Annotated in this window: 21 protein-coding genes; 11 read left to right on the plus strand and 10 right to left on the minus strand. The window is 52.6% G+C overall.

Features of this window, described 5'->3' with window-relative positions; translation table 11 throughout:
- Positions 1-40 precede the first annotated feature (40 nt).
- From mutL to JG725_RS12910, 8 genes are all read left to right on the plus strand, one after another.
- Positions 41-1972 carry a DNA mismatch repair endonuclease MutL gene (gene mutL, locus JG725_RS12875; RefSeq protein ID WP_199378350.1) on the plus strand — a complete coding sequence of 644 codons (1932 nt, stop codon included), beginning with the start codon at positions 41-43 and terminating at the stop codon, positions 1970-1972.
- On the plus strand, positions 1965-2906 hold the full coding sequence (miaA, locus tag JG725_RS12880; protein WP_199378352.1) for a tRNA (adenosine(37)-N6)-dimethylallyltransferase MiaA: 942 nt from the start codon (positions 1965-1967) through the stop codon (positions 2904-2906). The genes mutL and miaA overlap by 8 nt, the downstream gene beginning before the upstream one ends.
- A gap of 100 nt (positions 2907-3006) precedes the next feature.
- The gene (gene hfq / locus JG725_RS12885) at positions 3007-3303 is read left to right on the plus strand and encodes an RNA chaperone Hfq (RefSeq protein ID WP_048637380.1); all 297 of its coding nucleotides are present in this window, start codon (positions 3007-3009) and stop codon (positions 3301-3303) included.
- 92 nt (positions 3304-3395) lie between these two features.
- On the plus strand, positions 3396-4676 hold the full coding sequence (gene hflX, locus JG725_RS12890) for a ribosome rescue GTPase HflX (protein ID WP_172290836.1): 1281 nt from the start codon (positions 3396-3398) through the stop codon (positions 4674-4676).
- Positions 4677-4767: 91 nt separating this feature from the next.
- Positions 4768-6033, plus strand: a complete 1266-nt coding sequence (hflK, locus tag JG725_RS12895; RefSeq protein ID WP_199378354.1) for an FtsH protease activity modulator HflK — start codon at positions 4768-4770, stop codon at positions 6031-6033.
- Positions 6034-6036: 3 nt separating this feature from the next.
- Positions 6037-7026, plus strand: coding sequence for a protease modulator HflC (gene hflC / locus JG725_RS12900; protein WP_172290834.1), 990 nt, complete (start codon positions 6037-6039; stop codon positions 7024-7026).
- A 207-nt stretch (positions 7027-7233) separates the two neighbouring features.
- Positions 7234-7434 carry a DUF2065 domain-containing protein gene (locus tag JG725_RS12905; protein WP_172290833.1) on the plus strand — a complete coding sequence of 67 codons (201 nt, stop codon included), beginning with the start codon at positions 7234-7236 and terminating at the stop codon, positions 7432-7434.
- A 99-nt stretch (positions 7435-7533) separates the two neighbouring features.
- A complete protein-coding gene (locus JG725_RS12910; RefSeq protein WP_172290832.1) occupies positions 7534-8832 on the plus strand; it encodes an adenylosuccinate synthase in 1299 nt (432 codons plus the stop codon).
- A 96-nt stretch (positions 8833-8928) separates the two neighbouring features.
- On the opposite strand, the gene mpl is transcribed toward JG725_RS12910, so the two are convergent.
- Entirely contained in the window at positions 8929-10314 is a 1386-nt protein-coding gene (gene mpl / locus JG725_RS12915) for a UDP-N-acetylmuramate:L-alanyl-gamma-D-glutamyl-meso-diaminopimelate ligase (protein ID WP_199378356.1), read from the minus strand.
- Positions 10315-10482: 168 nt separating this feature from the next.
- On the opposite strand from mpl, the gene fbp reads away from it, so the two are divergent.
- Positions 10483-11487: a class 1 fructose-bisphosphatase gene (gene fbp, locus JG725_RS12920; protein WP_172290830.1), complete on the plus strand. Its 1005-nt coding sequence runs from the start codon at positions 10483-10485 to the stop codon at positions 11485-11487.
- A gap of 97 nt (positions 11488-11584) precedes the next feature.
- Here the strand turns inward: fbp and ruvX are convergent, their stop codons facing one another.
- The 7 genes from ruvX to metK all read right to left on the minus strand — a co-directional run bounded on the left by ruvX (position 11585) and on the right by metK (position 17054).
- Positions 11585-12007: a Holliday junction resolvase RuvX gene (gene ruvX, locus JG725_RS12925; protein WP_172290829.1), complete on the minus strand. Its 423-nt coding sequence runs from the start codon at positions 12005-12007 to the stop codon at positions 11585-11587.
- Positions 12007-12570, minus strand: a complete 564-nt coding sequence (locus JG725_RS12930; protein ID WP_172290828.1) for a YqgE/AlgH family protein — start codon at positions 12568-12570, stop codon at positions 12007-12009. Before JG725_RS12930 ends, ruvX begins: the two co-directional genes overlap by 1 nt.
- Before the next feature lie 84 nt (positions 12571-12654).
- A complete protein-coding gene (gene gshB, locus JG725_RS12935; RefSeq protein WP_172290827.1) occupies positions 12655-13614 on the minus strand; it encodes a glutathione synthase in 960 nt (319 codons plus the stop codon).
- Positions 13615-13624: 10 nt separating this feature from the next.
- A complete protein-coding gene (gene rsmE / locus JG725_RS12940) occupies positions 13625-14359 on the minus strand; it encodes a 16S rRNA (uracil(1498)-N(3))-methyltransferase (RefSeq protein ID WP_199378358.1) in 735 nt (244 codons plus the stop codon).
- A 131-nt stretch (positions 14360-14490) separates the two neighbouring features.
- Positions 14491-15189, minus strand: a complete 699-nt coding sequence (gene endA, locus JG725_RS12945; protein WP_199378361.1) for a deoxyribonuclease I — start codon at positions 15187-15189, stop codon at positions 14491-14493.
- A 96-nt stretch (positions 15190-15285) separates the two neighbouring features.
- Positions 15286-15798, minus strand: a complete 513-nt coding sequence (locus tag JG725_RS12950) for a SprT family zinc-dependent metalloprotease (RefSeq protein WP_172290824.1) — start codon at positions 15796-15798, stop codon at positions 15286-15288.
- 104 nt (positions 15799-15902) lie between these two features.
- The gene (gene metK, locus JG725_RS12955) at positions 15903-17054 is read right to left on the minus strand and encodes a methionine adenosyltransferase (RefSeq protein WP_172290823.1); all 1152 of its coding nucleotides are present in this window, start codon (positions 17052-17054) and stop codon (positions 15903-15905) included.
- A gap of 552 nt (positions 17055-17606) precedes the next feature.
- On the opposite strand from metK, the gene JG725_RS12960 reads away from it, so the two are divergent.
- Positions 17607-17765, plus strand: coding sequence for a hypothetical protein (locus JG725_RS12960; protein ID WP_172290822.1), 159 nt, complete (start codon positions 17607-17609; stop codon positions 17763-17765).
- Positions 17758-19737, plus strand: a complete 1980-nt coding sequence (speA, locus tag JG725_RS12965) for a biosynthetic arginine decarboxylase (protein ID WP_172290821.1) — start codon at positions 17758-17760, stop codon at positions 19735-19737. The genes JG725_RS12960 and speA overlap by 8 nt, the downstream gene beginning before the upstream one ends.
- A 53-nt stretch (positions 19738-19790) precedes the next feature.
- Here speA and JG725_RS12970 read toward each other — a convergent pair whose 3' ends face one another.
- Positions 19791-20339, minus strand: coding sequence for a LuxR C-terminal-related transcriptional regulator (locus tag JG725_RS12970; protein ID WP_172290860.1), 549 nt, complete (start codon positions 20337-20339; stop codon positions 19791-19793).
- A 543-nt stretch (positions 20340-20882) separates the two neighbouring features.
- Positions 20883-21635 (minus strand): M48 family metallopeptidase, encoded by a 753-nt coding sequence (locus JG725_RS12975; RefSeq protein WP_172290820.1) that lies wholly within the window; start codon positions 21633-21635, stop codon positions 20883-20885.
- Positions 21636-21916 lie beyond the last annotated feature (281 nt).

Here is a 21916-nt window from a genome sequence, read left to right on the forward strand (position 1 = left end):
ACGCTGATTTTTCATCTGGATAATGTAAGAGGGAAACGCCATGCCGATTCAGGTTCTGCCGCCGCAATTGGCCAATCAGATTGCGGCCGGGGAAGTGGTGGAGCGTCCTGCTTCCGTGGTCAAAGAACTGGTGGAAAACAGTCTGGATGCCGGCGCGACGCGTATTGATATCGACATAGAACGCGGCGGCGCCAAGCTGATTCGTATCCGCGACAATGGCGCGGGCATCGGCAAAGATGAACTGACGCTGGCGTTGGCGCGTCATGCGACCAGCAAGATTGCCACGCTCGACGATCTGGAAGCCATCGTTAGTATGGGATTTCGCGGCGAGGCGCTGGCCAGCATCAGTTCGGTTTCCCGTCTGACGCTAACCTCGCGTACCGCCCAGCAGTCCGAAGCCTGGCAGGCCTATGCCGAAGGGCGCGATATGTCGGTAACGGTCAAGCCGGCCGCTCACCCGGTCGGCACCACGCTGGAAGTGCTGGATCTGTTTTACAATACGCCGGCCCGCCGCAAATTTATGCGTACGGAGAAAACCGAGTTCACCCATATCGATGAGGTCGTTCGCCGAATTGCGCTGGCGCGGTTTGATGTCGCCATCACGTTGCACCACAACGGGAAGTTGATCCGGCAGTACCGGCCTGTAACCGATCCGTCGCAGCATGAGCGACGCCTCGGCAGCATCTGCGGCAGCGTGTTTTTACAGCAAGCGCTGGCGGTGTCATGGCAGCATGACGATTTGACCATTCATGGCTGGGTGGCCGATCCCGCTGGGGAGAAACCACTGCCCGAGATGCAGTACTGCTATGTGAACCAACGGATGATGCGCGATCGGTTAATCAACCATGCTATCCGGCAGGCGTATCAGGATCGGCTTAGCGACGATCGGCAACCGGCCTATGTGCTGTATCTGGAAATCGATCCCCACCAGGTGGATGTCAACGTGCATCCGGCCAAACACGAAGTCCGGTTTCATCAGGCTCGGCTGGTGCATGATTTTATTTATCAGGCGGTGATGACGGTACTACAGAAGGCCTCTGCGCCTGCGCTTGCCCTCTCTGAACCGGGAACGGAGCAGCCAATTCGTTGGCGACAGGAAAATCGCACCGCCGCCGGTGAAAACCATTTTGCCCAGCCGACATCCACAGCGGCGGAAAAATCTGCCGGTCATGCGGGGAAGGCCCGTGAACCCCATTATCCCACGGCGCCTGCCTATCAGAAGAAACAAGGCGAACTGTACCGAAAACTGCTGCAAGCCGAAGATGTCAGTGAGTCGTCATCCCGCCAGCCGGTTGCCGCGCCGGCGCAACCCCGTTCCGACGCCGGAGCGGTGCCGCAGCCTGATAAAACGGCGCCGATAGCGGATACGCAAGGCGAAAAAATACGTGCGTCCATCGCCTCTCCGCTCGAAAGCAACGCCGCGGGATTTGGCCGCGTGCTTACCGTTTATCCGCCTTGTTATGCTTTGCTGGAATACCATAAGGGATTAGCGTTACTGTCTTTGCCGGTCGCGGAACGTTTCCTGAAGCAGGTGCAGTTGACGCCGCCCGAAAGCGGGCTGCGCCCGCAGCCGTTATTGATTCCTCAGCGCCTGACGCTGAATAAATCAGAGAGGGCGGTAGTGGCAGAATATCAGACCCTGTTGGCGCTTTTTGGTATTGATATTGTGGTTGAGTCACAACGCGCCACGTTACGCGCCGTACCTTTACCATTGCGCCAACAAAATTTACAAAACTTGATCTCTGAACTGTTAGGCTATCTGGCCGATTCTCAAACCACGGAACCGGACGCTCTGGCCGGGTGGCTGGCGACCCGGTTGAAGAGCGAGCAGCAAAGCTGGAGCCATTCCCAGGCGATACAACTTTTGACGGATGTCGAGCGGCTTTGCCCTCAGTTGGTAAAGGCTCCGCCGCCCGAACTTTTATATATGATGGACATCAATAGCGCCATCAGGGCTTTGAAGCATGAGTGATTTTGAAAAGGCGTCGCTTCCCCCGGCCATTTTTATTATGGGGCCGACGGCATCGGGTAAAACGGCGCTGGCAATGGCGTTGCGCCAACATTTACCCGTAGAGTTGATTAGTGTTGATTCAGCCCTCATCTACAAGGGAATGGATATCGGGACCGCGAAACCGGGGGCGGAAGAGTTGGCTCAGGCGCCGCACCGCCTGATCGATATTCTCGACCCGGCGGAATCGTATTCCGCGGCTGATTTTCGCCGCGATGCGTTGCGGGAAATGGCGGAAATCAGCGCCGCCGGGCGTATCCCCCTGCTGGTGGGGGGCACCATGCTTTACTTTAAGGCCCTGCTTGAAGGATTGTCGCCATTGCCTTCTGCCGACGCCGTGGTGCGGCAGCGTATAGAAGAACAGGCGAAAGACGTCGGTTGGGAAGCCATGCATCGTCACTTATGTGAGATAGATCCGGTTGCCGCGGCTCGGATTCATCCAAATGATCCGCAGAGACTTTCTCGGGCACTGGAAGTTTTTTTCGTTTCAGGTAACACTTTAACTGAACTGACAAAAATGTCCGGTGAAGCGTTGCCATATAAGGTTCAGCAGTTCGCCATCGCCCCGGCGACGCGTGAGTTGTTGCATCAGCGTATTGAACTGCGTTTTCATCAGATGTTGGCGGCAGGTTTTGAGGCGGAGGCCCGGGCGCTGTTTGCCCGCAATGACTTGCACAGGGATTTGCCTTCCATTCGTTGTGTCGGTTATCGCCAGATGTGGTCATATTTATCCGGTGAAATTGATTATGATGAAATGGTTTATCGGGGAGTTTGTGCGACGAGGCAGCTTGCCAAGCGACAGATGACCTGGTTGCGCGGTTGGGATGATGTTTGCTGGCTGGATAGTGAAAAGCCAAAAGAAGCACTGGACAAGGTAATACAGGTTGTTAGTGCATAGGTTGGGTGATTGTGTACAATTGGCTAGGTCTCAGCGCACAAATTTTTTAGAGCCATAGGGTTCTTTGTTACAAACAACAAACAAATAAGGAAAATATAGAATGGCTAAGGGGCAATCTTTGCAAGATCCGTTCCTGAACGCATTGCGTCGCGAACGTGTTCCGGTTTCGATTTATTTGGTGAATGGTATTAAATTGCAAGGTCAGATTGAGTCTTTTGATCAGTTTGTCATTTTGTTAAAGAATACGGTTAGCCAGATGGTGTATAAGCACGCCATTTCTACCGTGGTTCCATCCCGTCCGGTGTCTCATCACAGCAATAATCCAGGCACCAGCAATTATCATGGTAGCAATCCGGCTGGTCAGCAACAGCCGCAGGAAAGTGATGACGCTGAATAAAGCGTATTGTCAATTCACCATGGCGGGGGGCCGGAATACATCGCCTGTTTCCTCCGCTCTGGTGCTTTTTGATCGTTTGAGAGGTTACTCGCTTGTTTGACCGTTATGAAGCTGGTGAACGAGCCATACTAGTTCATATTTACTTCTCGCAAGATAAAGATACGGAAGACCTGCTGGAGTTTGAGTCTCTGGTTTCTTCTGCCGGCGTTGAGTCATTGCAGGTAATTACCGGCAGCCGTAAGGCGCCTCACCCCAAGTATTTTGTTGGCGAAGGCAAAGCCGAGGAAATTGCTCAGGCGGTAAAAGATACCAACGCTTTTGTGGTGTTGTTCGATCATGCTTTGACACCGGCTCAGGAACGTAATCTTGAGCGCTTATGCGAGTGTCGCGTTATCGATCGCACCGGGTTGATTCTGGATATTTTTGCCCAGCGTGCGCGTACCCACGAAGGGAAGTTACAGGTAGAGCTGGCGCAGCTGCGTCATCTTGCCACTCGGCTGGTTCGCGGCTGGACGCACCTTGAGCGGCAAAAAGGGGGCATCGGTTTGCGTGGCCCCGGGGAAACCCAGTTGGAAACCGACCGCCGTCTGCTGCGTAACCGCATCAGCCAGATTTTGTCCCGTCTCGAACGGGTGGAAAAACAGCGCGAACAAGGGCGCAGGGCGCGCGTTCGCGCTGATGTGCCGACGGTTTCGCTGGTGGGTTATACCAATGCCGGCAAATCCACGCTGTTTAATAAGATAACATCGGCAGGCGTGTATGCGGCCGATCAGTTATTTGCCACGCTGGATCCCACATTGCGCCGTATTGAGGTGGATGATGTCGGTGATACGGTGTTGGCGGATACCGTAGGTTTTATCCGGCAGTTGCCGCACGATTTGGTGGCTGCGTTTAAGGCTACGTTACAGGAAACGCGTCAGGCTTCTCTGTTATTGCATGTTGTGGACGCCGCCGATCCTCGTCTTGACGAGAATATCGATGCGGTAGATACGGTATTGGCAGAAATCGAAGCCGATGAGATTCCTACGCTGTTAGTAATGAACAAGATTGATATGCTGGAAGATTTCATACCGCGTATCGATCGCAACGAAGAAAATTTACCGGTCAGAATCTGGCTTTCAGCTCAAACCGGTGAAGGTATTCCGTTGCTATTTCAAGCGTTGACCGAGCGGCTATCTGGGGAAATCGCACAATATTCATTGAGTCTTCCTCCGCAGGCCGGACGTTTGCGCAGCCGTTTTTACCAGCTTCAGGCAATAGAAAAAGAATGGATTGAAGAGGACGGGCATATCGGTTTAACGATTCGCATGCCGATTGCCGACTGGCGCCGCCTCTGTAAACAAGAGCAGGAACTGGCGGATTATATTGTCTGACTGGCAGATATTGTCTGAATGGCGAAATAGTCTGACGGACTCTGGGATATTGAACCTGAAGAACACCTATCATAAAGAATGGAGCTAAAACATGGCGTGGAATCAGCCCGGTAATAACGGACAGGACCGCGACCCGTGGGGGAGCAGCAATAACAATAGCGGCAACTCTGGCGGAAGTAATAATAAAGGCGGCCGAGATCAGGGGCCACCGGATTTGGACGATATCTTCCGTAAACTGAGCAAAAAACTCAGCGATCTGGGAGGAGGAAAGGGCACGGGTTCCGGCAACAGCGGGACTTCGGGCGGTTCCAGCCTTGGCGGGCGGGTGGTCGGTATTGTCGCGGTTGCGGCTGTCGTCATCTGGGCCGCCAGCGGTTTCTATACCATCAAAGAGGCGGAACGCGGCGTGGTAACACGCTTTGGTAAATTCAGCCATCAGGTTGAGCCCGGCCTTAACTGGAAGCCGACGTTTATCGACTCTGTCAGAGCCGTTAACGTGGAGTCGGTGCGTGAACTGGCAACGTCTGGCGTGATGTTGACATCGGATGAGAACGTGGTTCGCGTCGAAATGAACGTCCAGTATCGTGTGACGGAACCGGAACGTTATCTGTTCAGCGTGACCAATGCGGATGATAGCTTGCGTCAGGCGACGGACAGCGCGTTGCGCGGCGTGATCGGTAAGTACACGATGGATAAGATCCTGACTGAAGGCCGGACCATCGTGCGTACCGACACCCAGCGCGTACTGGAAGAAACGGTGCGTCCGTACAATATGGGTATCACCTTGCTGGACGTCAACTTCCAGGCGGCGCGTCCGCCGGAAGAGGTGAAGGCGGCGTTCGACGACGCCATTGCCGCGCGTGAAAACGAGCAGCAATATATTCGTGAAGCGGAAGCCTATGCCAACGAGGTTCAGCCGCGCGCCAACGGTCAGGCTCAGCGTATTCTGGAAGAGGCTCGCGCTTATAAAACTCGTACCGTTCTGGAAGCTCAGGGTGAAGTCGCCCGTTTTGCCAGAGTGTTGCCGGAATATAAAGCCGCGCCTGAGATCACGCGTGAGCGTCTGTATATCGAAACCATGGAGCGAGTGCTGAGCCATACCCGTAAGGTGCTGGTTAATGATAAAGGCGGCAACCTGATGGTATTGCCGTTGGATCAAATGTTGCGCGGATCAAACAGCGGCGAAAATCCGCAAAGCAACAACAGCAGTAGCGCCAACCCACTGCGTTTGCCTGCCACATCGGGCAACAGCGGCGCTAACACCAATCAGACGCGAAGCAGCAACAACGGAAATATCATGGATCAGCGCAGAGCAAATGCGCAGCGTGATGACATCACTCGAGTAGGGAGAGAATAATCAATGCGTAAGCCCTTACTATTTATCCTGATCCTGGTACTGATGGTGGTCTATGCGTCACTGTTCGTGGTGCAGGAAGGCCAGCGTGGCATCGTTATGCGTTTTGGCAAAGTGTTGCGCGATGATGAAAACAAACCGCTGATTTATGCTCCGGGATTGCAGTTTAAAATTCCGTTCATAGATTCGGTGAAGATGCTGGATGCGCGTATTCAGACCATGGAAAACCAGGCCGATCGCTTTATCACCAAAGAGCAGAAAGACCTGATCATTGATTCCTATATCAAATGGCGGATTAGCGATTTCAGCCGCTATTATCTGGCGACCGGCGGTGGTGATGTTTCTCAGGCGGAAGTCCTGTTGAAACGTAAATTCAGCGACCGTCTGCGTTCTGAGATTGGTCGTCTGGATTTGAAAGGTATCGTTACCGATTCCCGCGGGCAGTTAATGACCGATGTGCGTGAAGCATTGAATACCGGGACGGGTGAGACGACGGAAGCGGATAACGCGATTGCTTCGGCCGCGGCGCGTGTTGCAGAGGAAACGACCGGCGCCCAGCCGCACGTTAACCCGAACAGCATGGCTGCGCTGGGTATCGAAGTTATCGATGTGCGGATCAAGCAGATCAACCTGCCGACCGAAGTGTCTGACGCCATCTATCAACGTATGCGTGCAGAGCGTGAAGCGGTAGCGCGTCGTCACCGTTCGCAAGGCCAGGAAGAGGCTGAGAAGTTAAAAGCGACGGCGGACTACGAGGTAACCCGTACGCTGGCGGAAGCTGAGCGCCAGGGACGTATTTCCCGTGGTGAAGGCGATGCGGAAGCAGCGAAACTGTTTGCCCAGGCCTTTAGCGAGGATCCTGATTTCTACTCCTTCATTCGTAGCCTGCGTGCGTATGAAAGCAGCTTCAGCTCTAATCAGGATGTCATGGTGTTGAGTCCGGACAGCGATTTCTTCCGCTATATGAAATCGCCGGATACAACTCTCCGTCGTTAATCATTAGCTTGATCAAGCTGACTTCAAGCCCGTATCTTACGGGCTTTTTTTATGACGGGCTTCCAGCCCGTCACCCTTTGGGCCGTCGCAAGCGACGTTGAAAATCGCTCCCGGCGATTTTTTATGACGGGCTATCCTGCCCGTCACCCTTTGGGTCGTCGAAAGCGACGTTTAAAATCGCTCCCGGCGATTTTTTATGGAGTTCTTATGAATACAACCGTGTGGATAGCTTTGGGGCTGGTGTTGATTATCGAAGGGTTGGGGCCGTTACTGTTTCCCCGTATCTGGCGGCGTATGATTCTGGCAATGGCGCAGTTGCCTGATAACACATTACGGCGTTTCGGGGGCGGAATAGTGGTTGCCGGATGCGTGATCTACTATATGTTGCGTAGCCGGATAGGCAGTTAAAATTCATCTGAAAAATGTGCGCAAACGTATGCTAAAAGTACTGAAAGCGAGCAGATGAGATGTTAGAATCCTTTTTTAAGCAACCTGGTGATTCTTGAGATGGGTAAGAACGTCGTCGTACTGGGCACCCAATGGGGTGACGAAGGTAAAGGCAAGGTCGTCGACCTGCTGACTGAACGGGCTAAATATGTTGTGCGCTACCAAGGTGGCCACAATGCTGGCCATACTCTGGTTATCAACGGTGAAAAAACCGTTCTTCATTTAATTCCCTCTGGCATTTTGCGTGAAAATGTTGTCAGCATCATCGCTAACGGCGTGGTGCTGGCGCCGGATGCGCTGATGAAGGAAATGACGGATCTTGAAGCGCGCGGCGTCCCGGTACGCGAACGTCTGCTGCTTTCTGAAGCCTGTCCGTTGATTCTTCCTTATCATGTCGCATTGGACAACGCGCGCGAAAAAGCACGTGGCGCGAAGGCAATCGGCACCACGGGGCGCGGTATCGGCCCGGCCTACGAAGATAAAGTCGCCCGCCGCGGGCTGCGCGTCGGCGATCTGTTCGACAAACAAGCCTTTGCCGTTAAGTTGAAAGAAATCGTTGAATACCATAACTTCCAACTGGTCAACTACTACAAAGTCGACGCGGTTGACTACCAGAAAGTGCTGGATGATGTCCTGGCGGTCGCCGACATCCTGACCGGCATGGTGGTTGATGTTGCCGACCTGCTGTATAAAGCGCACCTGCGCGGCGATTTCGTTATGTTTGAAGGGGCGCAGGGTACGCTGCTGGATATCGACCACGGCACTTATCCGTATGTCACCTCTTCCAATACCACGGCAGGCGGTGTGGCGACCGGCTCTGGCCTTGGCCCGCGCTACGTTGACTATGTGCTGGGTATCGTTAAAGCCTATTCTACTCGCGTTGGCGCCGGCCCGTTCCCGACCGAGCTGTTTGATGATGTCGGCGAGTATCTTTCCCAGAAAGGGAATGAATTCGGCGCGACGACCGGTCGCCGTCGCCGTACCGGCTGGCTGGATACCGTTGCGGTTCGCCGCGCAGTACAGATCAACTCACTGTCTGGTTTCTGCATGACCAAACTGGACGTGCTGGACGGCCTGGAAGAAGTCAAAATCTGTGTCGGCTACCGTATGCCTGATGGCAGCGAGGTGGATACGACTCCGCTGGCTGCGGAAGGCTGGGAAGGTATTGAGCCGATTTATGAAACCTTGCCAGGCTGGACCGAAAGCACGTTTGGCGTGCAAGAGCGCGACAAATTGCCGCAGGCTGCGCTGAACTACATTAAACGTGTGGAAGAAGTGACCGGCGTCCCGGTGGACATTATTTCTACCGGCCCGGACCGCAGTGAAACGATTATCCTGCGCGATCCGTTTGACGCTTGAACGGACTTAGCCCCGGTTCATAAGTCGCTGAGCGATTTTAACGAGCTGGAAGGCAAAGCATAAAAAAGGACGGGTTTCCGTCCTTTTTGCTGTTTCTCATTCGCCCGCGGCAATTTCCGCACGGGCTTTATTCTGCAATGCATCCAGTAGCTTATTATGGATGTTGCTGAACCCGCCGTTACTCATCACCAGTATATGATCGCCCGGCTGCGCCGCTTTCACAATCATATCGACCAGCGTGTCGATGTCGGCGTTCCAGTGTGCCGGCTGTACGCAGGATTCTGCGACTTCGGCAACCTGCCAGGGAATATGCTGCGGCTGGAATAGAAAGACTTCGTCGGCGCGACCCAGTGACGGCGCAAGTTCGTTTTTGCACATCCCCATCTTCATGGTGTTGGAGCGCGGTTCGAGTACCGCCAGAATGCGGGCGGTTCCGCCGACTTTGCTGCGTAACGCGGCCAGTGTCGCCAGGATCGCCGTAGGGTGGTGAGCGAAATCGTCGTAGACGGCGACGCCGTGTGCCGTACCGCGTAATTCAAGACGGCGGCGGGCATTGATAAATCCCCCCAGCGCACGGCAGGCATCGGCGGGCAGAACCCCAACGTGATGGGCCGCGGCAATAGCCATCAAGCCGTTGTGCATATTGTGTTCGCCAACCAGACTCCATTGCACTTCACCAACCTGCTCGCCATTCAGGTAAACCTGATACTGACTGGCATCCGTCGAGACTTTCCTGGCGTTCCAGACACCATCTTCGCCCACCAGTTCCTGCTCGCTCCAGCACCCCATCGCCATGGTTTGCTTGAGGTGAATATCATTGGCGGGCAGGATAATTTTCCCACTGCCGGGAACCAAACGGACAAGATGATGGAACTGTTTCTGGATGGCTTTCAGATCATCGAAGATATCGGCGTGATCGAATTCAAGATTGTTGAGAATGAGCGTGCGCGGGCTGTAATGGACGAATTTAGATCGTTTATCAAAAAAGGCGCAGTCATATTCGTCTGCTTCGACCACCATAAACGGGCTGTCGCCTAAACGGGCCGAGACCGTAAAGTTTCCGGGGACGCCGCCAATCACGAAACCGGGCTGGTAGCCGCAATCCTCCAGGATCCAGGCGACCATTCCCGCCGTGGTGGTTTTGCCGTGCGTACCGGCGACCGCGATCACCCAACGATCGCGCAAGACATAATCATGCAGCCATTGCGGACCGGACACATACGGCAGCCCTTGTTCCAGCATGGTTTCAACGCAAGGATTTCCGCGCGTCATCGCATTGCCCACAATAATCAGATCGGGGGCGGGATCGAGCTGCGCAGGATCATATCCCTGAATCAACGTGATCCCCTGTTCTTCCAGTAAAGTGCTCATGGGGGGATAGACGTTCGCATCTGAACCCGTTACCTGATGCCCTAATGAACGGGCCAACATCGCCAGGCCGCCCATAAAGGTGCCGCAGATGCCTAAAATATGAATGCGCATACAGTTTCCATCTATACAGTGAGTCTGCGCACATTCTAACCCTATGAAACCATCATAAGAAATGGATTTGACTAGGTACTCACTTTCTCTTTGGGCTACACTGCATGCGAAAACGTTGGCGGTGTATAAATGGAACCGCTTTTCATCCGTAGACTCTGGAATAGTGTTATGAAAACGTTAGGCGAATTTATCGTCGAAAAACAGCACGATTTCTCTCATGCCACCGGTGAGCTTACCGCGCTGCTGTCAGCGATTAAACTGGGTGCCAAAATCATCCACCGCGATATTAACAAAGCGGGTCTGGTTGATATCCTGGGAACCAGCGGCATTTCCAATATTCAGGGCGAAGTACAGATGAAGCTTGATCTGTATGCCAATGAAAAATTGAAAGCCGCTTTAAAAGCGCGCGGTGAGGTTGCGGGCATAGCCTCTGAAGAAGAGGATGAAATAGTTATCTTTGAAGGCGATCGGGCGGAAAACGCGAAATATGTCGTGTTGATGGATCCGCTGGATGGCTCTTCCAATATTGATGTTAACGTCTCCGTCGGCACCATCTTCTCTATCTACCGCCGTATTACCCCCCTGGGAAGCTCGGTAACGGAAGACGACTTCCTGCAACCGGGTAATAAGCAAGTCGCCGCAGGCTACATTGTTTATGGATCGTCCACCATGCTGGTGTACACCACGGGGCACGGCGTGCATGCGTTTACCTACGATCCGTCTCTTGGCGTGTTCTGCCTGTCGCATGAAAGAGTTCATTTCCCGGAAAAAGGGAACATGTACTCGATTAACGAGGGGAATTACATCAAGTTTCCTCTGGGCGTGAAGAAATACATTAAATACTGTCAGGAACAGGACGAATCGACGCTGCGCCCTTATACCTCACGTTATATTGGTTCGCTGGTCGCTGATTTTCATCGTAACCTGTTGAAAGGCGGGATTTATCTCTATCCGAGCACGGCGAGCTACCCGAAAGGCAAGCTGCGTTTGCTGTATGAATGCAACCCGATGGCGTTTCTGGCGGAGCAGGCGGGCGGTAAAGCCAGCGACGGCAAAAACCGTATTCTGGACATCATGCCGCAGAAGCTGCACCAGCGTTCGCCTTTCTTTGTGGGGACGGAATCGATGGTCAATGACGTTGAGCGTTTTATCCGTGAGTTCCCGGATGAGTAACTGGCGTTGTCGTCTGATTTAGCTTAACTGAGAAAGACCGAGCGTTCGTCAGTGTGCCCCGCAATCAGAGGCGCACTGATGCCAAACCGTTATTCCTTTACTGACTTTGCCCTTCGAACCAGCTTTCCAGAATAATGACGGCGGACGCCGCATCCACGCTGCCTTTATCCAACGCGCGGAAACCGCCGCGTTCAAACAGGCCGGCACGGGCTTCTACCGTGCTCAGTCGTTCGTCATGCAGGGCAATTTGTACGCCGAAACGGCCGTGCAGACGATTGGCGAATTTTCGCGCCCTGGCGGTAAGCGGCTGCTCCGTACCATCCATATTCAGCGGCAAACCCACCACAACCAGCGCCGGTTGCCACTCTGACAACAGCTTTTCGACTTTTTGCCAGTCGGGTATGCCGTCCTGCGCTTTAAATGACGTCAGCGGACGAGCCGTGCGGGTGATTTCCTGTCCGATAGCAACGCCGATGCTTTTGGTGCCGAAATCAAAGGCCAGAATGGTCCGACTGGCCATCAGGCGTGTCCTGCTTCAGCGGCGATATTATGGATATCCACCCCCAGTTTTTTCGCCGCCGCCCGCCAGCGTTCAGCAATGGGCGTGTGAAACAGGATCGCTTTGTCCGCCGACGTGGTCAGCCAGGCATTGTCCAGCAGTTCGTTTTCGAGCTGGCCTTTGTCCCAGGCGGAATAGCCCAGCGCGACCAATGTATTTTTCGGCTGATCGGCGGTTCCCAATGTCTCCAGCACATCTTTCGAGGTGGTGATCATGGTGTCCTCCGAAATCGCGATGCTTGAGGCGAAACCGGGGCAGGGCGTATGCAGGATAAATCCGCGATCGTCCGCCAGCGGTCCGCCGGCAAAAACCGGTTTGTCCAGCCGGATTGACGGATCGCGCGGCGCTGGATCTATCTTTAGCTTTTTCAGCACATTTTCCACAGTAAACTGTTCCATGGGTTTGTTGATGATCAACCCCATGGCACCGTCTTCATTATGTTCGCATATATAGACCACCGAACGTTTAAATACCGGGTCCTGAAGTGCTGGCATGGCAATGAGAAAGTGATGCTGTAAATTCATTATGTATTTTTATCGATCCTGTCAGCGTTTGATAATCGGCTCGCCAGGAAAAGACGAACCGGAGATGGGGGCGTTGAAAGCCTATCAGCTATTGCGCGCAGCCAGACGTTTTTCAATCGCATTCATCAGCATGCCGGTGATGGAAACATCCGGGTAGGCGGCTTCGATCTCCCGTACACAGGTCGGGCTGGTGACGTTAATTTCCGTCAGCCGATCGCCGATGATATCCAGACCAACGAAAATCAGGCCTTTCCGCTTGAGCGTCGGCGCAACGTCGCGGGCGATTTGCCAGTCGCTTTCGCTCAGCGGACGGGCTTCGCCCCGGCCTCCGGCGGCCAGATTGCCTCGGGTTTCTCCACTCTTGGGAATTCGCGCCAGGCAGTAAGGAACCGGCTCGCCGTCGACGACCAGTACGCGCTTATCGCCCTCTTTAATCGCCGGCAGATAATTTTGCGCCATGCAGTAACGGCTGGCGTGTTCGGTCAGCGTTTCAATGATCACCGAAACGTTGGCGTCATCCTGTTTCAGCCGGAAAATAGACGCGCCGCCCATGCCGTCCAGCGGCTTCAGGATCACGTCGCCGTGTTTCTGGTGGAATTGACGCAGCTTGTCCGCACTGCGGGTAACCAGGGTATCCGGGGTCAGATGCGGGAACCAGGCGGTGAACAGCTTTTCGTTGCAGTCGCGCAGGCTCTGCGGTTTATTGACGATCAGCGTGCCTTTCTCTTCCGCGCGTTCCAGGATATAGGTGGCATAAATGAACTCCGTATCGAACGGCGGATCTTTGCGCATCAGGATCACATCCAGTTCTTCCAGCGCGATGTCCTGCTCGCCGGAGAAATCATACCAGCCATCATAGTCGTACTGGACGTTCAGACGACGGGTGGTGGCGCGAGCAACGCCCGCATGAAGATAGAGGTCGTTCATCTCCATATAATGCAGCTCCCAGCCGCGGCGCTGTGCTTCCAGCAGCATGGCGAAGCTGGTGTCTTTCTTGATATTGATGGCGTCAATAGGATCCATCACGATACCGAGTTTGATCATTATTTCTCCTTTACCCCAGATCGCCGAAACGTACCTGTAAGGCGGTAATGGCGGTGAGTGCGGTGGTTTCTGTACGCAAGACGCGCGGCCCCAGAAGGATGTCGGTAAATCCGTATTCTGAGGTCATCGAAATTTCATTGGAGGAAAGCCCCCCCTCCGGGCCAATCAAAAGCCGAACCTGATTTACCGGCAACGGTAGGGTGTTAATGCTCTGCGTCGCCCGCGGGTGCAGGTTGAGTTTTAACCCCGCATCCTGTTCCGCACACCAGTTTTCCAACGTCATGACAGGACGCACTTCCGGCAGGCGGTTACGACCGCATTGTTCGCAGGCCGCAATCGCAATTTTTTGCCACTGACCGATCTTCTTTTCCAGACGGTCGGCGTCTAATTTTACACCGCAGCGTTCAGAAAGCAGAGGAGTAATGATATTCACTCCCAGCTCAATGGATTTCTGAATGGTGAATTCCATTTTTTCGCCACGGGACATGACTTGCCCAAGATGCAGGTGCAACGGCGACTCTTTATTTTCCAACTTACCTGCTGTGAAGCGAACGCGCACACTTTTTTTGCCCGCCTGAACAATTTCGGCGTCAAAGACGTGATTACTGCCGTCGAATAATTGCAGCGGCTGGCCGTTGTTCATTCGCAAAACTCGCCCGGTATGATTGGCGGCGTCTTCGCTCAGTTCAACTTCACCACCGGCGAGCGGCAGCGTTTCGGGATGAAAAATGCGCGGTATTCGCATACTGGTGTTCTGACCTTAATCCTATTTTAATCTGAATCGGACTCGCGTGGGGTCCAATAAAGGCAAACCACCGTCTGTCCAACGGTGGTCTTATAGATAAACAACGATAATGGCTATAGTAGGTAGACAGGCTATTGCTGGCAAGCCTGTTGAACGTAAGGATTGTGATTCCCCTGTTTAGCGGCGATGCGCCGGTCGCGGGTGCACTCCCATTGCGTGACCGGGAATTGTTTATTCCATGCTTCAAACAGTCGGGTTTGCTGGCTGGATAAACGCAACTGGTAGCGGTCGCGCATGTAAAAATAGGTACGGGCGATGGCGCCGCGGGCGCGGGCAGGCGGCTCCGCCAACTTGTTTTTAAAGTCGATTTTCATCTCACATTGGCCGTACTGCGTCGCCGGGCTATTCCATTGACTGTACATGAAATTGCCGCGATCGCCGTTCACCTCGCCGATGGCGGGTTGCAGGTTATGCAAGTCGATTTCCATTTCACGGTATACCGGATCTTTACTACAGTTTTTTCTTCCGCCATTTTGCCAACACTGACGCTGGTGGCCGAACTGCCAGGCGGGAACGACATGCTCCCATTCAATGCGGTTGGCGCGCAGCTCGTTTTTTCTTACCTGATAACCGCAGGAAGCGAGATCGGGAATCCCTTTTTTCCCCTGCCATTTGATTTCACAGCCGCAGTAAAATGAACCCGGAGCGCCCTGGTTCACCGCCGCCGCCGCCGCCTTGGCCTGAGTGAAATTATTGATATTCTGACTAAAGGCCGTGGCGGAAACCAGACCAAGCCCCACAGATATGATAACGAGTGTTTTGCGTAGCATATTCCAAAATTACCCACAGCAATAAAGCTGGCAGACTACCGGATGTCACTTCGGCAGGCAAATGCAAAAGCAGTTTTTTAAACTGAGAATTTTCTTTTAAATAGAGTTTGTTACGATGAAATGTAACATTCTTCCGCAGTGTCGACAGCGATATTCTGTTTCGCCCCGCAGCACACGATTATGACGGCGTACGCTTAATTCATGCTGCCGACAACCGCACTGGTAAGGGAAGGTTTTCCCCTGGACGGATTTCACGGCAAAGCGATGGGTTCGTCTGGCGGGAGTCTGCAACACCTCTTCCATCATCCATCGCCATTCTTTTCCGTGCGGCGCGACTTTTCCAAAGCGGGCGAAGACCAGCAGATGGGCCAGCTCATGGGGCACGACTTCATCAACAAAACTCTGCTGATTTTCCTGTAACAAAACCGGATTCAGCCGGATTTCCCAGTGTTGCAGCCAGGCGCTTCCCGCGGTGGAGCCGCGCTGCTGATAGTTTACGGCAGGTTCGGGATAATGTGTGTTCAGGGCAAGATTAGCCAACCGGAGTTTGTCACGCAGGCAGCGCATCACCGCCTGATGGTGAGCGATGGGAATTCTTGGTGTGTTCATGCGGGGGAGCATAAAACGAGTGGCGCAGTAGCGCAAGAGGCTGGCGGACAGAAGAAAAAACGGCGAACCGTGGTTCGCCGTTGCAGACTGTTCAGAACCGGTTATTACAAGCCGGCTGCTTCACGCAGCTGTGCGGCTTTATCGGTTTTTTCCCACGGGAAGTGTTCGCGACCGAAGTGACCGTAAGCGGCGGTGTCCTGATAGATCGGATGCAGCAGATCCAGCATCTGGATTAAACCGTACGGACGCAGATCGAAGAATTCACGCACCAGCAGAGTAAGCTGCTCGGTGGAGATTTTTTCCGTGCCGAACGTTTCTATCATGATGGAGGTCGGTTCCGCCACGCCGATAGCGTAAGACACCTGGATCTCGCAGCGATCGGCCAGACCGGCGGCAACAATGTTTTTGGCCACATAGCGCGCGGCGTAAGCGGCGGAGCGGTCCACTTTTGATGGATCCTTGCCGGAGAATGCGCCGCCGCCGTGACGGGCGGCGCCGCCGTAGGTATCGACGATAATTTTGCGCCCGGTCAGACCGCAGTCGCCCATTGGGCCGCCGATGACAAAGCGTCCGGTTGGGTTGATAAAGAATTTGGTGCTGGCGGACAACCATTCAGCCGGCAGGACGGGCTTGATGATCTCTTCCATCACCGCTTCATGCAGATCTTTCTGTGCAATATCTTCGGAATGCTGCGTTGACAAAACGACGGCGTCAATACCGGCAATTTTGCCATCGTCATACAGGAAGGTGACCTGACTTTTCGCGTCCGGGCGCAGCCACGACAGCGTGCCGTTTTTACGCACTTCAGACTGGCGTTGGACCAGACGATGGGCGTAAGTGATCGGTGCGGGCATCAGCACCTCGGTCTCGTTGGTCGCGTAACCAAACATCAGGCCCTGATCGCCTGCGCCTTGTTCCAGCGGATCGCTGCGATCGACGCCCTGATTAATATCGGGAGACTGTTTGCCAATGGCGCTCAGCACCGCGCAGGAATTGGCGTCAAATCCCATTTCGGAATTGACGTAACCAATATCGCGTATGGTGCGGCGCGTAATTTCTTCAATATCTACCCAGGCGCTGGTCGTGATCTCACCACCGACTAACACCATACCGGTTTTTACGTAAGTTTCGCATGCGACCCGAGCCTTAGGATCTTGCTCCAGAATAGCGTCAAGGACCGCATCAGAAATCTGGTCGGCAATTTTGTCAGGATGTCCCTCAGAGACGGACTCGGACGTAAAAAGGTGTTTAGCCATGAGTTTCTTTACCTTCAAATCAAAGCCGTTAAGCAGTGTATCAGTTAATCGGTATAGATGGATTAACATCTGGATGGCTATTCTAGGTCACATTTTAGCCCCATTACCAGCAGTTTTTGGTTATCGCCGTCCATCGTTTTCATTCATCGGCACTTTTTTTCTTCTGTGACAGCAGGCGGCCAGAATATTTTCATTTTGCTTTTCCCTTGGCATATCGGTATAAACGGCGAGCGGTTTGTTGTCCGCGATGTGGTATATTGACCCTGTGATTGTGGCTGACCGCAAACCTTGCGGAGCGCGTGGAGGTGATAGGATTAATGAGCCGTTGTTTACTGAGTGTGTTGCGCTCGCAACGCTGTTCTTTTGACGCGATAGCGTCAGTTGCTCAACCCTTCTTTTCGTTTGCCCGAAGTTGCCTGTCTTTGAATTCGACGCAGGACTCCAGGGCCGGTTAACCCGTCTCTTTTTTCCCTGAGCCGGAAACCTATGACGTTCTCCCGGCAGTGATTTCACCACGAGTTTTTACTGACCCGTACCACGGAGTCTGACAACGTGTCTTACACTAATAAGAGTAATAAAACGGCGACATACTGTGTTGAGCCGGTTTTTTCACTGCCGGTGCTGCATGTTGCAGGCATGCGCATGCGGGTTGTTTATGCAGGTACTGATGTGATCAGCAGTATAAAAAAAGAAGAGGTCCGTTATGTCTGACGACATGATTCATCACGGCTCGTCAGCGACGGGTAAATCTGAAAATTTGCGCTCTATGCAGGAGGTTGCCATGAATGACCGGAATGCCAGCGAAATGCTTCGTACCTATAATATTGCCTGGTGGGGTAATAATTATTACGACGTCAATGAGTTAGGGCATATCAGCGTCTGCCCGGATCCGGATGTTCCGGAAGCCCGCGTCGATCTGGCCAGATTGGTTAAAGAGTTGCAGGAAGAAAACCATCAACGTTTGCCGGCGTTGTTCTGCTTTCCGCAAATCCTCCAGCACCGCCTGCGCTCTATTAATGCGGCGTTCAAACAGGCTCGCGAATCGTTCGGCTATGAGGGCGGCTATTTCCTGGTTTACCCCATCAAAGTTAATCAGCATCGCCGCGTCATTGAATCGCTGGTCAATTCCGGGGAGCCAATGGGGCTGGAAGCCGGTTCAAAAGCGGAGTTAATGGCGGTGTTGGGCCATGCCGGAATGACGCGCACGGTGATTGTCTGCAACGGTTATAAAGACCGCGAGTATATCCGTCTGGCATTGATCGGTGAAAAACTGGGGCACAAGGTTTATCTGGTCATTGAAAAAATGACCGAGATTAAGCTGGTATTGGAAGAAGCCGAGCGTCTGAACGTGGTGCCGCGTCTTGGCGTACGCGCCCGACTGGCTTCCCAGGGATCGGGTAAATGGCAGTCCAGCGGCGGCGAAAAATCCAAATTCGGTCTGGCGGCGGTTCAGGTGCTGCAATTGGTTGAAATGCTGCGTACCGCCGGACGACTGGACAGTCTACAGCTGTTGCATTTCCATCTTGGCTCCCAATTGGCGAATATCCGCGATATCGCCACCGGGGTGCGTGAGTCCGCCCGTTTCTACGTTGAACTGCATAAGCTGGGCGTCAATATTCAGTGCTTCGACGTAGGCGGCGGTCTGGGCGTCGATTATGAAGGAACCCGTTCTCAGTCAGACTGTTCGGTGAACTATGGTCTGAACGAATATGCCAACAACGTCATTTGGGGCATCGGCGATGCCTGTAATGAGCATGGCTTGCCGCACCCCACGGTAATTACGGAGTCAGGCCGGGCGGTGACCGCACATCATACCGTATTGGTTTCCAATATTATCGGGGTGGAGCGCAATGAATTCAGCGAGCCTACCGCGCCTGAAGAAGACGCTCCGCGCGCGCTGGAAAGCCTGTGGTCGACCTGGCAGGAAATTAAGCAGCCTGGCAAACGTCGCTCGCTGCGTGAATGGCTGCATGACAGCCAGATGGATTTGCACGATGTGCATACCCAATATACGCACGGTATGCTGGACTTGACCCAGCGAGCGAAAGCGGAACAATTGTATCTGAGCATCTGCCAGGAAATTCAACAGCAGTTGGATCCCAGCAACCGCGCCCACCGGCCGATTATTGATGAGTTACAGGAGCGTATGGCCGACAAGCTGTACGTGAATTTCTCGCTTTTCCAGTCGATGCCGGATGCATGGGGCATCGATCAGCTGTTCCCGGTTATGCCGCTGGAAGGGCTGGATAAACCGCCTGAGCGCCGTGCCGTGTTGTTGGATATTACCTGTGATTCAGACGGCTCTATCGATCACTATGTCGATGGCGATGGTATTGCTACCACCATGCCTATGCCGCCATATGATCCCGACAACCCGCCGTTATTGGGCTTTTTCATGGTGGGCGCCTATCAGGAAATTCTGGGAAATATGCATAACCTGTTCGGCGACACGGCGACGGTCGACGTATTCGTGTTCCAGGATGGCTCCATTGAGATTGAGGAATCGGACGAAGGGAATACGGTGGCTGATATGCTGGAATATGTTCAGCTCGATCCTGAAGTGTTGATGGCCCGTTTCCGCGATCAGGTAAAAGCCACCGAACTTGATGTGGATCTTCAGGCGCAGTTCCTGGAAGAGTTTGAAACCGGTCTTTATGGCTATACCTATTTAGAAGACGAATAGCGTTTTTCAGCAGAGGATGTGCTTATGCACATCCTTTTTTAATTCTTTTTACCTTACGCCAACAACGACCCCGCTGTACCCATATCTTGTGTTGACTCAGATGAGTAGGGCGGCTTGCCGGCAACCTTCTCTTTGAAGAGAATTTTAGCAATGAGCAGTAATGAATTCTTGTCCTGAACGCCGTATTTATTCAGTAATCTTGATTTACTGTTCAATACGGATTTTTTATTTAACCCAATGATTTCCGAGATTGATTCTGCGCTATAGCCCGAACTCCAATATTGAAAAACGGCATACTCTGATTTGGACAGCCTGACAGGGTTGAATGAATTTCCGCCATAGGGAGGGATGACGTCCAGCAATTTGTAGAAGGATTCTATCGGCGATGATTTAGAGATAAGAACCGTTTTTTCATCAATACACACCGGGGGATGATAGGGAGAGTTATTGATGATGATGAACGAAGCGGCCATATTGTAAAAAGCGCTTCTCACAGACTCATAATATTCCTCAAATCCTTCACTGCTACCATCGATGATAAAAATACACTTTGTCTTTCCTTGAGGCAGCGTAAACCTATTAGTCGGCCTTACATATAGCATAGGCGTGCTTGACAGGATTTCTCGTAAGCCGACGATGGTAAAGTTGCATTTGCTGAAAATTCTGACATCCATTATTTTTGACACATAAGAGTTTATTTTTAAAAAGAACGTAAACCAACAATGGCTACTGATATTGTTCGTGTTATTCAACCGTTAAAAAATGTTGCTCTAAAGTGATTTTAAATCTTTATAAGATGGATATCTTGAAAAACGTTAAAGTAGCTAAACATTTAATCTATATCATTATGATTATTCTAGGAAAGTTATTTTTTACTCATGAATATAGTATGCTTGATTTATAAAATCATTGCTATGTTTAAAACATATCGATTTATCCTGCGGGCAGCGGATGCCAAAAGAGATTCATAAGTATAAAAATCTATTGTTTTTTGTTTTTTTGATTGGTTAATGCTATCAATTTGGCTATTCATGCCCGGCCGCAAGCTCGTCTTACGTTAATCAGGCTTTTCCGGCACCTAAGAGATTCAGGTGCCGGATGAACGAATTGTTTTTATCGGAAATGGTTATTAAATGCCGAAACCATTACTTCCCGGACGCAATACGCTCACGAATATGTTTGGCGCGTTCGTCGGATGCGGGGTGAGAATCGAACATGCTGCTTTGACGTCCTTCATCCAACTTGGCCAGTTTCTCAAAGCTGGTTGCCAGTCCCTCAAGTTTGAGTCCGCGCTTCTTCAGCAGATCGAATGAGTAATCATCGGCTTCGCGCTCCTGTGTCTGTGAGAATTGCGCATTGACCAGTTTTTCTCCCAGATCGGCAAGCTGTGACTGCGATAAAGTGGCCGCGACACCGCCAGTAGAGGCGATCGCCGTCCGTGCCGCCGTGGTGGCATAGGCGACCTGCATGGCTTTACGGGTGTGGCCCAGAGCAACGTGGCCCATTTCATGACCCAGCACGCCCTCGACTTCGTTATCCGTCATCATATCCATCAGGCCGCTGTAAACACGGATGCAGCCGTTGGCCATCGCCCAGGCGTTTACGTCTTTTGTCAGGTATACCTTATAGTTGGCGGGGGTGCCGTTAATGTCATGACCTAATGCATCGGCGATTTTTTTCAGGCGCTGCGCATATTTATTATCGGCGGGCGCAATTTGGGCCTCTTTATCCATTTGTTCACAGGATTGGTTGCTGAGCGTTTTCACCTGTTCGTCACTCAATGTGGCCGCCTGAAAAGCCTGAGCACCGGATTGCATTAACGTACCGGTATTAAGGTTCTGACAGCCACTCAGTAATGCCGCGGTGCACAGAACGAGCAAGGAAGTGCGGATTGTCATAACATCATCTCCCTACGATTGATTGGTGGAAAGTATAAGGTTGCTCATTATATTGGTTCAAAAAGCCGCATAAACGTAACTGAAAACCGTGTAAATAAACAGACAAGAAGTCTGATTTTTCCCCCTTTATGAGACGGTTATTGAGCATCGCCCATCAGGTATCGATTCGCGCAGGAATAGACTGAAGAAGCGCGGTGAATTTGCGAATCGTTAAATCCTCTTTTTTGCTCACGGTTCCAAGTGCATTCACCTTGATTTTCATGTACATTTATAGTCATATT

The sequence above is a fragment of the Brenneria sp. L3-3C-1 genome, assembly GCF_016456245.1.
In the GTDB taxonomy this organism is placed as follows: Bacteria; Pseudomonadota; Gammaproteobacteria; order Enterobacterales; family Enterobacteriaceae; genus Brenneria.